Source organism: Streptomyces sp. PTL18, from assembly GCF_059510295.1.
The window spans coordinates 266,544-278,388 of the sequence record NZ_JCAJZO010000007.1 but is presented as its reverse complement, the minus strand read 5'-3'; the positions used below and the strand labels follow the sequence as shown (position 1 = coordinate 278,388).

Annotated in this window: 8 protein-coding genes; 4 read left to right on the top strand and 4 right to left on the bottom strand. The window is 73.8% G+C overall.

Annotated elements, in window-relative coordinates:
* Positions 1 to 147: 147 nt before the first annotated feature.
* From AC5WS8_RS16555 to AC5WS8_RS16545, 3 genes are read right to left on the bottom strand one after another with little or no spacing between them, the layout of a single operon-like run.
* The gene (locus AC5WS8_RS16555; protein WP_496104141.1) at positions 148 to 1,326 is read right to left on the bottom strand and encodes a VWA domain-containing protein; all 1,179 of its coding nucleotides are present in this window, start codon (positions 1,324 to 1,326) and stop codon (positions 148 to 150) included.
* Complete coding sequence (locus AC5WS8_RS16550) at positions 1,323 to 3,668, bottom strand: DUF5682 family protein (RefSeq protein WP_496104140.1); 2,346 nt, start codon at positions 3,666 to 3,668, stop codon at positions 1,323 to 1,325. The genes AC5WS8_RS16555 and AC5WS8_RS16550 overlap by 4 nt, the downstream gene beginning before the upstream one ends.
* A complete protein-coding gene (locus tag AC5WS8_RS16545) occupies positions 3,665 to 4,885 on the bottom strand; it encodes an ATP-binding protein (RefSeq protein WP_496104139.1) in 1,221 nt (406 codons plus the stop codon). Before AC5WS8_RS16545 ends, AC5WS8_RS16550 begins: the two co-directional genes overlap by 4 nt.
* Positions 4,886 to 5,019: 134 nt before the next feature.
* On the opposite strand from AC5WS8_RS16545, the gene AC5WS8_RS16540 reads away from it, so the two are divergent.
* On the top strand, positions 5,020 to 6,372 hold the full coding sequence (locus tag AC5WS8_RS16540; protein ID WP_496104138.1) for an SWIM zinc finger family protein: 1,353 nt from the start codon (positions 5,020 to 5,022) through the stop codon (positions 6,370 to 6,372).
* A gap of 41 nt (positions 6,373 to 6,413) precedes the next feature.
* A complete protein-coding gene (locus AC5WS8_RS16535; RefSeq protein ID WP_496104137.1) occupies positions 6,414 to 8,036 on the top strand; it encodes a DUF5691 domain-containing protein in 1,623 nt (540 codons plus the stop codon).
* Between the two features lie 161 nt (positions 8,037 to 8,197).
* On the opposite strand, the gene icmB is transcribed toward AC5WS8_RS16535, so the two are convergent.
* Complete coding sequence (icmB, locus tag AC5WS8_RS16530; protein ID WP_496104136.1) at positions 8,198 to 8,614, bottom strand: coenzyme B12-dependent isobutyryl CoA mutase small subunit; 417 nt, start codon at positions 8,612 to 8,614, stop codon at positions 8,198 to 8,200.
* A 645-nt stretch (positions 8,615 to 9,259) separates the two neighbouring features.
* Here icmB and AC5WS8_RS16525 point away from each other — a divergent pair.
* Together AC5WS8_RS16525 and AC5WS8_RS16520 are read left to right on the top strand one after the other, a co-directional pair.
* The gene (locus AC5WS8_RS16525) at positions 9,260 to 10,117 is read left to right on the top strand and encodes a lipase family alpha/beta hydrolase (protein WP_496104135.1); all 858 of its coding nucleotides are present in this window, start codon (positions 9,260 to 9,262) and stop codon (positions 10,115 to 10,117) included.
* A 218-nt stretch (positions 10,118 to 10,335) separates the two neighbouring features.
* Complete coding sequence (locus AC5WS8_RS16520; protein ID WP_496104134.1) at positions 10,336 to 11,823, top strand: M23 family metallopeptidase; 1,488 nt, start codon at positions 10,336 to 10,338, stop codon at positions 11,821 to 11,823.
* Positions 11,824 to 11,845: the final 22 nt, after the last annotated feature.

Genomic DNA, 11,845 nt, shown 5'->3' with positions numbered 1-11,845 from the left:
TGCACGCAACGCCTGTGGTTGCGCAAGCCCCCTGTTACCGATGGGTACTCATATTCCGTATTCCCCTTGCGTTGTGCGGTGTCTCCTTTTGGACCTGTCGTCGGAAGGCGTTCGTCACGCCATCATGTGAACACCACCGGCACGCCGTCACGCCGTCTCCGGTATCGGCAGGGGCCGCTTCTCGATCGCCGCCGCCATCACCTCCGGGAACAGGTCGGGCGTGCACGCGAACGCCGGTGCTCCGAGCGCCGCGAGCGCCGCCGCGTGCTCCCGGTCGTAGGCGGGTGCTCCTTCGTCGGAGAGCGCGAGCAGTGCCACGAACTGCACCCCCGACGCCTTCATCGCCGCCACCCGCTTGAGCATCTCGTCGCGGATGCCTCCCTCGTACAGGTCGCTGACGAGGACCACGACCGTCTCCGAGGGCCGGGTGATCTGCGCCTGGCAGTACGCCAGCGCCCTGTTGATGTCCGTGCCACCGCCGAGCTGGGTGCCGAAGAGGACGTCGACCGGGTCGTCGAGCTGGTCGGTGAGGTCCACGACGGCCGTGTCGAAGACGACGAGCCGGGTCGCGATGGACCGCATCGACGCCAGCACCGCCCCGAACACGGACGCGTACACCACCGACGCCGCCATCGACCCCGACTGGTCGATGCAGAGGACGACCTCCTTCTTCACCGACCGGGACGCCCGCCCGTACCCGATCAGCCGCTCCGGCACCACCGTGCGGTACTCGGGAAGATAGTGCTTGAGGTTGGCGGCGATCGTGCGGTTCCAGTCGATGTCCCGGTGGCGGGGGCGGGTGACACGGGCACTGCGGTCGAGGGCGCCGGTGAGCGTCGCCCTGGTGCGGGTGGCGAGCCGCTTCTCGAGGTCCTCGACGACCTTGCGCACCACCGCCCTTGCCGTCTCCTTGGTGGTCTCCGGCATCGCCTTGTTCAGCGAGAGCAGCGTGCCGACCAGGTGCACGTCGGCCTCGACCGCCTCGAGCATCTCCGGTTCGAGCAGAAGCGTGGACAGCCCGAGCCGGTCGACGGCGTCTCGCTGCATGACCTGGACGACGGACGAGGGGAAGTAGGTGCGGATGTCGCCGAGCCAGCGCGCCACGGACGGCGCGGACGCCCCGAGCCCCGCCGAACGGTCCCGCCCCTGCTGCGGCCTGTCCCCCTTCCCGTACAGCGCGCTCAGCGCCCCGTCCATCGCCGCGTCCTGCCCGGTGAGCCCGTACCCGGTGCCGTCCGCCGCGTCTCCGCCGAGCACCAGCCGCCAGCGCCGCAGCCGCTCGTCGGCAACGGTGGTGTTCGTCCCGTCACTCGTCCCTGTGCTCATCCGGCCACCCCTGCCAGGTCGTCGACATCGATGCGGTCGGGCTCGTCCGGGCCGAGCAGCAGGCGCAGCACCGGAACCACGGCGTCCGCCCGCCCGGCGTCGAGGTCCGTGCCGAACCCGGGGACGCCCGCTTCGCCGGTCGCCGCGTGTCCGCGTGCACCCGGCCCACGTCGCACCAACTCGCCGAGGGTGCGCCGCACTCCGGACTCGTACGCCGAGAACGTCCGCCGCAGCAGCGGCAGTACGTCGGTGAACGCCTCCGCCGGCACCCCGGTGAGCCATGCGTCCACCAGGGCGAGCAGCCGCTCGTCGTGCACGAGCAGCATCCCGCCGCCGGAGCCGCCCCCGACGAACCCCTCGATCCAGGTGGCGGCGTCCGCCGGTGCCGCTCCCGGCGACAGTACGAGCCCCATGAGCCGCGCGGCCTCGTCCTGCGTCAGCTCCCCCTCGTCCAGGAGCAGCCGCAGGGCCCTCCCGCGGATCACCCCGGGCACGGCGTCCCGTGCGCCCAGCACCCGCAGGACGGCACGCCAACGCCCGCGTATCTCGCCGTGCTCCGCCGCGACGCCGTCCCCGAGCAGACCCACCGCCCCGTGAACGGCGTCCACATGGCGCCGCATGTCCTCGGCCGCCTCGGCGTCCAGCGCCGCGCACGCCGGGGGCAGCCCGACGAAGACGCGCTCGGCGAGCCCCGCCGCGACCTCCGCCAGTGCCCGGGTGTCCGTACCGCGCACATCCCCGTAGCGCAGGGAGCGGACCAGGGCGGGCAGGGCCTGGGCGAGGTGGCCGACGTCGGCGTCGAGGGCGGCGCGGTCGGCGAGGACCCGCATCACCACGGGCAGCGCCGCCGGCAGTTCCGCCAGCAGGCACCGCTCGGCGAGCGCGGTGACGTCTGCGAGGGCCTGGGCGGCGGTCGCGTCCGCCTCGGCCCTGGCGGTCGCGGCGGCGAGCACGGTCGTCCCCCAGACCCCGGCCTCGGCGACCCGCACCGCGAGCTCCGGTTCCCAGCGCAGCCGCCAGGTCTCCCGGAACGTCCCCGTGCTGCCGCGCGAGGTCGCGGGCTCCCCCCAGCCGATCCCGAGGAGCCGGAGCCGGTGCAGCAGCCGGCTGCGCTCGGCGTCGGTCTCCTTGCGCAGGTCCAGCTCCACCTCCCGCTCCAGCGGCTCCGGTCTGAGCCTGAGCCGCTTCTGCAGCCGGGCGATGTCCCGCTGCAGCGGCACGGCGGGGGCCGACTCCGGTACCTCGCCCATGTCGTCGCCCACCACCAGCCGGTCGTGCACCAGCGCCAGCGGGACGTCCGAGCCCTCGCACATCACCGCCCGTACCGCCTCGGTCGTCTCCGACAGGCCCGGAAGCGGGCGCCCGCGCAGGACGGCCAGCGTCCCGGCCAGCCGCACCGCCTCGATGACATGCGCGGACGACACGATCCGGTCCTCCTCTCGGAGCAGCCCCGCGACCTTGGTCAGCCACCGCTCGACGGGCCGGTCCGGAGCGCGGAACAGATGCCCGTACCAGCCGGGCGAGTCGATGCCCGCCCCGTATCCACTGGCCCGGGCGAGCCTCCGGTGGGTCCAGGGCACCCAGGTCATGTCCGTCTTCACCTTGGGCAGGCCCTTCAGCAGCGCGCGGTCGGCGGTGACGGAGGTCCTCTCGCGCAGCGCCGGCACATGCCAGGCCCCGCACACCACCGCCAGGTCGCCCCCGAACTCCCGTTGTGCCGTGCGCACCTGGAGGCGCATGTGCGCCTCCCGCACGAGGTCCCGTCCGTGTCCGCCGGCGCCGTACTCCTCCCGCAGGGCGGCCATGGCCTCCCCGAGCACGGCGAACGGCGCGAGGGGGTCTCCCGGCCCCACGCCCCGATGCTCGACGACGTCCTCCCACCAGCGCTCCGGGTCGTCGTACCCGGCGGCCTCGGCCAGCACGGCGAGGGGGTCGACGCGGACGGTGTCGTCGGAGCCGCCGGCCGCCTCGGCATCGGTGCCCGTGGGCTGGTCCTTCCCCCATGCCAGCGTGTGCGTCGCCGGCAGGTCGATGAACCGGGCCGGTACCCCTTGCCGTAGGGCCCAGCGGATCGCCACCCACTCCGGGGAGAACTCGGCCAGTGGCCAGAACGCCGACCGTCCGGGCTCGTCCACGGCGTGGGCGAGCAGGGCGACGGGCGGCCGCATGTCCGGGTGGCCCGCGAGCGGTACCAGGGCGTCCGCCTCCGGCGGCCCCTCGATCAGCACCATCCCGGGTCGCGCGGCCTCCAACGCGGCCCGCACGGCCCGCGCGGACCCGGGCCCGTGGTGCCGCACCCCGAGCAGCAGCGGCTCCGTCCGCGGGGGGCCGGAGTTCCTCACGCGGTCACCTCCCGGCACGCGCGGTAGAAGTCGCTCCAGCCGTCGCGCTCGCGGACCACCGCTTCCAGGTACTCCTGCCAGACGACCCGGTCGGCCGCCGGGTCGCGGACGACGGCGCCGAGGATGCCCGCGGCGACGTCGCTCGGGCGCAGCAGGCCGTCGCCGAAGTGGGCTGCCAACGCGAGTCCGTTGGTGACGACGGAGATCGCCTCCGCGGTGGACAGGGTGCCGCTGGGCGACTTCAGCCTGGTCCGGCCGTCGGCCGTGACACCGCCCCGCAGTTCGCGGAAGACCGTCACCACGCGGCGGATCTCGTCGATGCCCTCGGGCACGGCCGGCAGGTCGAGCGAGCGGCCGATCTGGTCGACCCGGCGGGAGACGATGTCGACCTCGGCGTCCACGCTGTCCGGCAGCGGCAGCACCACCGTGTTGAAGCGGCGGCGCAGGGCGCTCGACAGGTCGTTGACCCCGCGGTCGCGGTCGTTGGCCGTGGCGATCAGGTTGAAGCCGCGGACGGCCTGCACCTCTTCGCCCAGCTCCGGTATCGGCAGCGTCTTCTCCGACAGGATCGTGATCAGAGTGTCCTGGACGTCGGCCGGGATGCGGGTCAGCTCCTCGACGCGGGCGGTCATTCCCTCGGCCATGGCCCGCATGACGGGGCTCGGCACCAGGGCGTCGCGGCTGGGGCCGTGCGCGAGCAGCCGCGCGTAGTTCCACCCGTAGCGGATCGCCTCCTCCGGGGTCCCGGCGGTGCCCTGGACGAGCAGCGTCGAGTCGCCGCTGATGGCCGCCGCCAGGTGCTCGGACACCCAGGTCTTCGCCGTGCCGGGCACGCCGAGCAGGAGCAGGGCGCGGTCGGTGGCGAGCGTGGTGACGGCGACCTCCACGATGCGGCGCGGACCCACGTACTTCGGCGTGATCACCGTGCCGTCCGGCAGGGCGCCCCCCAGCAGGTAGGTGGCGACGGCCCACGGCGACAGCTTCCAGCGGGCCGGGCGCCGCCGGTCGTCCTGGGCGGCCAGCGCGGCGAGTTCGTGGGCGAAGGCGTCCTCGGCGTGCGGCCGCAGCGCCGGGGCGGGTGCGGTCCCCGTCGCCTGTGCCGGTGTGGGCCCGGGAGCGGACCTCGGTCCGCCTGGGCTCGTGCCCCCGCTCCCGTTCGCGGGCGCGGACGGACTCGGGTTCGCTTCGACGGACTTCTGGTCAACGGACGCGCTCATGGCCGTATCCCCCTCCAGCTCGGCCGGTTCGGATCTGCCACCAACCGTGCACCACACCACTGACAATGCGTCATGACCTGCGAAGACGCCATCGCGAGGACCGATTGTCAGTGCCGGGACCTACCGTCGACGACATGACTTGGCAGGGGGAGCGCTGGACCGCGGACCAGGTGCTGGCACTGGCGCCTGACGCGGCATCACGCAAAGCGGGAAGCAAACTCGGCACGGCCGGGCCGTGGTCCCAGGCGGGCAGTTCCGACGAGGGGACGGTATGGGGGCTGTGCAAGGGCAGCGGCAGCAAGCCGTACCGGACGGTCGTCGATCTGGCGGACGCGGCCGGGCCTGCGTACAAGTGCAGTTGTCCGAGCCGGAAGTTCCCGTGCAAGCACGCGCTGGGGCTGCTGCTGCTCTGGGCGGGCGGGGACGGCACGGTGCCGCGGGCGCAGGAGCCGGACTGGGCGGAGCAGTGGATCAAGGGGCGCCGTCAGCGTGCGCAGGAGAAGCGGGTGGCCGGCGGCACCCCGCCGGCCCCGTCCGCCGATCCGGAGGCGGCCCGGCGCAGGGCGGAGCGGCGGGCCGAGCGGATCACGGCGGGGGCGACGGAGCTGGAGCAGCGCCTGTCCGACCTGCTGCGGGGCGGCCTGGCCGCGGCCGAGCAGGCGGGATACGGGCTGTGGGAGGAGACGGCGGCCCGCATGGTCGACGCGCAGGCTCCCGGCCTCGCCGGGCGCGTGCGGGAGTTGGCGGCGCTCCCGGCGTCGGGACCGGGCTGGCCGGTGCGGCTGCTGGAGGAGTGCGCGCTGCTGCACCTGCTCGACCAGGGCTGGCTGAGGCGTGAGCGGCTGCCGGAAGGGCTGGCGGCGACGGTCCGTTCACGCGTCGGGTTGGCTGGTTCGCCCGACGGCCCGCCCGTCCGCGACCGCTGGCTGGTACTGGCGCAGTACGACACCTCGGACGGCCGGCTGACGACACGCCGGATCTGGCTGTACGGGGAGACGTCCGGCCGCACGGTGCTCCTCCTCTCCTACGGAGCGGCAGGGCGCGCGCCGGAGCTGACCCTGCCGGTGGGGCTGTCCTTCGACGCCGACGTGACGTCCTACCCGGGCGCGGGCCGGCTACGGGCGGCGCTGGGCGAGCAGTTCGCGCCCCCGGCCCCGGCGGCGACGAGACCGCCGGGCACGACCGCGTCGGACGCGGCGGCGCGCTACGGGGAAGCTCTCCGGGCCGACCCGTGGCTGGACTCGTACCCCGTGACGCTGGGCCGGGTCATACCGACCCCGCTCGACGGCTCCTGGCAGCTCGCGGACGCGGACGGCGGCATGGCTCTGCCCCTGACGCCGACAGCGGGCAGCCGACCGGGCCTGTGGCGGCTGGTCGCGCTGTCGGGCGGCGCTCCGGTCACGGTCTTCGGGGAGTGCGGCCACCGGGGCTTCACTCCGCTCACCGCCTGGCCGGAGGGTGCCGGAGAGGCGGTCCCGCTGTGCTGACGACGCCCGAGCGACGCGGTACCGACCCGGAAGGGGCTGACATGAATGCGACTCCCGCTCCCGCGGGCCCGTCCCCCACCGCGCCCTGGGAGGAGCTCGTCACGGTGGCCCTGCTGGGCACCGACCGGCGCACCCCGCCCTGGCTGCCGGCCGGCCCGCAGGCCCCGACCGCGCTGCTGGACCTGGCCGCCGTGGAGACCGTCCGCCGCCGGGCCGGGCTGCGTCCCGCACCGGCCGGACCGCGTCCGGAGCCCGCGGCGGCCGACCCACGCCCACCACTGCCGCCCGCGGCGGCCCGCAGACTGGCCCTGCTGCTGTCCGACCGCCCCGGCACCGGCGGCGGTGGCCGCCGAGGGGCGGCCCCCGACCTCACGGAGCTGCTGCCGCAGTGGCTGGCGCTGGCCAACGAGCGCGGTTACGCGCCACCCCCGCAGGTGCTCCCGGCCCTGCTGGACGCGGCCCGCGCCCGCACGGACCTGCGACCGGCGGCGCTGGCCCTCGCCGGCCCCCTCGCCCTCTGGCTGGCCCGGCTGAACCCGGAGTGGCGCTTCGCGCTGCGCTCCGTGCCCGGCGGCGGTTCCGATCTGCCGCCGCCTCAGGAGCCGGAGCGTGTCCGGCAGCTGTGGCAGGAGGGCCTGTTCGCCGAGCGGGTGGCCCTGCTCGCCGCGCTCCGCGCACGGCACCCAGCCGTCGCCCGCGAGCTGCTGGCCGGCACGTGGACGACGGAGCGGGCCGAGGACCGCCTGATGTTCCTCGACTCGCTGCGCACGGGACTGGAGCCCGCGGACGAGCCCTTCCTGGAGCAGGCGCTCTCCGACCGCAGCCGCAATGTGCGGGCCACGGCGGCCGAGTTGCTGTCCGCACTGCCGGATTCGGCCCTGGCCGGGCGGATGGCGGCGCGGGCGGGGGCCTGCGTGGCGGTCGACCCCACACAGGAGGAGCCGATGATCGTGGTCGAGGCACCGCACGAGTGCGATCCGGGCATGGAGCGCGACGGGGTGGCGCCGAAACCACCGGCGGGGCGGGGCGAACGGTCATGGTGGCTCGGCCAGTTGGTGGAGGCGGCGCCGCTCGGCACCTGGCCGGCCCGGTTCGGGGGGCGTACGCCGGAGGAGATCGTCGCGCTGCCGGTGGCCGACGACTGGCGGAGCGAACTGCACGCGGCCTGGTGCCGGGCCGCGGTACGGCAGCGGGACGCCGCCTGGTCGCGGGCCCTGCTCGGTTCGCCGTACGCGCCGGAGGCCGCGGGCCCGGGGGCGGTGTCCTTGGCCGAGCGGGCGAAGCTGCTGTCGACGCTGCCGCCCGGGGAACGGGCCGACTGGGTAGCGGGATTCATCGCCACACACGGGCTGTCGGAGGCGTTCGAGCTCCTCGGGGTGTGCGCGGTGCCCTGGGCCGCTCCCCTGGGCCGGGCCGTCGTCGACGCGCTCAACATCGCCCGGGACGCCGGAAGTTACCCGTGGAGCTTCAGCGGGGTGATGGGGCTGGCCGAGCGGTGCCTGGACCCGGCGGAGGCGAGCCGCCTCGACACGCTGACGGCGGTACCGGACGAGCCGGAGGATGCGTCACCGGGGGCCGGCGGCTACTGGGCGGAGGCGTTCCAGCGCCTGGCGACGACGCTGCGGCTACGGGCGGCGATGGCCGAGGAACTGCGGGGTGCATGAGCCGGGGATCCGGCCCCGGCCCCCCGGTCCCTCCACCCCGGCCCCCGATCCCTCCCGGGACCAGGACCGGTCGGCCGGGGGCGACCGGTCGTACCCGCTCTCCGCAGGCCACGCCCGAGGAGGCGGTGTCCTGCGGAGGCGCAGGGCACCGCCCACGAGTGTCACGCGCCGGCCGGCTGCCGTACGTTCGCCCGCACCCAGTCCACGATCGACGCGGTCGTCGCCCCGGGGGTGAAGATCTCCGCGACGCCCTTCTCCTTCAGCAGCGGGATGTCCGCCTCGGGGATGATGCCGCCGCCGAAGACCAGGATGTCCGCCGCGTCGCGCTCCTTCAGCAGTTCGATCACCGCGGCGAACAGCGTGTTGTGCGCGCCGGACAGGATCGACAGTCCGATCGCGTCGGCGTCCTCCTGGATCGCGGTGTCGACGATCTGCTCGGGCGTCTGGTGGAGACCGGTGTAGATGACCTCCATTCCCGCATCGCGCAGCGCCCGCGCGATCACCTTGGCCCCGCGATCGTGGCCGTCGAGCCCCGGCTTGGCCACCACCACGCGGATCGGACCGGCTGCCACACCCATCACTGCCTCCATGAAGCGACTACACACACCCTGAACCGATGGACCGCCTGCCGCCACATCACCGCACCGGCGGACACACGGACCGCACGGTCGGTACGCCGCGCACCGCGGGACAGGGCCCGCCGGCACCGGCGTCCCGCGCCTTACCGACCCGGGAAGTGAACGAACGTTATCGCCAGCATCCCGCAACCGGCAGTTTCACGGTGGCGACCGAGGGGGAAATCACACAATGGGACACGTTCGCCGCGCAGGGTCCCCCCTCCCCGCGGCACACGCGCCGCAAGCAGCGGCTCGAGCGCCGTGGTCCGAGGGGATCGTGCGCAAGGAGAGCCGCACCGAGGCGGCCGCATCACCGCCCCGCCAGTGGGGCGCCCGTGGTGGGGTACCGCTCGGCGACAGGAATGCAAGGGCACGAAAGCGGGGAGCACCACCCGTACGAGGAGGACGGACACCGCGCCACGAGGACGGGCGGGTTCAGGTCACCACGACGAGAAAAGGCGCCCGTCGTCACCGGCGCCGCACGCGCCGCACACGCGGCACGGCCGTACCCGCGGCACCTGCCCCGCAGGCCACCGCCACGGCTTTCCATGAGGGCACACGGGGGACACAGAGATGTCCTCGCGTGTGCCGACGGGAGGTCGGCCAATGAAGGTCACCGGGGTAGTAGAGCCTCTGGTTCCGCTGTGCCAGCGCCTGTTCCCCAGCAGACTGGCCGGACTCTCCGTCGCGCTGCTGAAGGCGACCGCCCTGGAGCTGGCGATTCTCGCCGGACACCTGCTTCTGTACCCGTCGGGAATCATCCAGGAGCGCCGGTGTGCGCCGCTCCCGCCCCCTCCGGACACCGCCACGCTGCCGACCGGGGCCAAGCCCCCGGTGATCCTGCTGCACGGCTTCATCGACAACCGCTCGGTCTTCGTCCTGCTGCGCCGGAACCTGGCGCAGCACGGCCGTCAGCACATCGAGTCACTCAATTACTCTCCGTTGACATGTGACATCCGCATCGCCGCCGAGCTGCTGGGCCGGCATGTGGAGGAGATCTGCGAGCGCACGGGTCAGCTGCAGGTGGACGTCGTCGGGCACAGTCTCGGCGGTCTGATCGCGCGGTACTACGTGCAGCGCCTCGGCGGCGATCTCCGTGTCCGCAGGCTGGTCACGCTCGGCACACCCCACTCCGGCACCCGCGTCGCCCCGCTCGCGAACGCGCACCCCATCGTCCGCCAGATGCGTCCGGGCTCGGAGCTGATCGAGGAGCTGCGTGAGCCGGCCCCCGGCTGCCGCACGCACTTCGTGAGCTTCTGGAGCGATCTGGACCCACTGATGGACCCACTCGAGGCGGCGTGCGTCGACCATCCGGACCTGGCCGCACAGAACATCCGGGTGAGCGGTATCGGCCACCTGGCCCTGCCGGTGCACCCCGCGGTCGCGGCGGGAATACGGCAGGCGCTGGACCTCGAGGAGCCGGCGGCGGCCGCGGCCCACACCGGCGGCCTCACAGTGGCCTGAGCCGCGCCGCGCGCCACGCCGGCGCTTCCGGCCGCCACCCACACTCGAACATTAATCGAACACAGCGCCAAGGCCTTGTGCGGTGCCCCCCGAAACACGGCCGATTGCCCGTTTCCTGCTTCCCGGAAACCTGCGAAAGATTGTCGCGCTCGCATACTGCCGGGTACAGTCGCCGCACTGCTCTGGCAGCCCCTGTTGTCGAGGCGAAAGAGAAGTCGGTGAACGACCGTCACCCGTCGGGGACCGCAACACCCCCGGCCCCGGCCCCCGATGCCGCCTCGGCGCAGTACGCGTCGTACGGCCCCCAGGGTGGCCGGTACGGTGACTTCACGACCTATGCCGACGCGACCGCGGCCTTCGCGACCGATCCCCTCTTCGGCGACCTGCCGGGCGACGGCGGGACGGGCTCGTACCACACGGGCCGGTGGTCCACCGGCAGCCACGACACGTTCGGCACCGGCACGCACCAGACGCCGTACTACGACCCGTACGCCGCCCAGCACCACGCCGCGTTCGACACCGGCGCCCATGACACGGCGGAGTGGGCGGCCGGCTACCAGCAGCTGGCCGCCATTCCCGCGCAGGCCCAGGCCCCCGACGCCACCGGCCAGTGGGACGCGCAGGCCTGGCACGAGGCGGGACACTCGGCGGGCCTCACCCAGCAGTGGGAATGGGGCACGCAGACCTTCGGCACGGGCGCGTACGACGCCACACAGTGGAACTCCGCAGGTGTCCCGGACCACGAGACGCAGCACGCGGCCACCGGCAGCTTCGAGCATGTGGCCCCGGAGTCCTTCGCCGACGCCGGGCCCTTCGATCACCAGGCGGCCACGGCCGCCTTCGACCAGCTCCCGTCCGAGCATCCCACCGACGACTCCGTCCCGCCGGGAGCGGCCGACGGCCTCCCGCTGCTCGACGACCAGGAAGAGCCCACACCCCTCCCGCCCCCACGTGTCGCGTCCCGTACCGCGAGCCGTTCCCGGCGTCGTACCCCCGCGAAGCGGTCCGCGCTGCTCACGGTCGCGGTGCCGTCGGTGTGCGTGATGGGCGTCGCCGGGATCGCCGCGGCGACCGTCGGCGTGGGCGGCGACGGCGGCAAGGACACCACTGCGAGCGCCGCCGACACCCCGGTGCGACCGTCCGCCGCCAACAAGAAGCTGGACGCCCAGCTCGCGAACCTCTCCGCGGGCGCCGACGACTTCGCGGACCGGGCAAGTCGCACCCAGGAACGTATCGACCTCAAGGCCCAGCGGGCCGCCGAGCAGAAGAAGGCGGCGGCCGAGGCCGCGCTCAAGGAACGGCTGCGTCCCAAGTTCGCGCTACCGGTCCTGCAGAAGGGCCTCAGCGCCTACTTCGGCCAGGCGGGCGTCAACTGGATGTCCGTGCACACCGGTATCGACTTTCCGGTGTCGTACGGGACGACGGTGATGGCCGCGACCGACGGCACCGTGCAGACCAAGTGGAACAGCGCGTACGGCAACATGATGATCGTGACCGCCAAGGACGGTACGCAGACCTGGTACTGCCACCTCTCCAGCTACCGGGTTCCCCCCGGCGCGACCGTGAAGGCCGGTCAGCCGATCGCGTACTCCGGCAACTCGGGCAACTCCACCGGACCGCATCTCCACTTCGAGGTGCGGCCCAGCGGCGGCGCCGCGATAGACCCGCTGCCCTGGCTGCGGAGTCACGGGCTCGACCCGACCTGACCGACCGACGCGGCTCCGCATC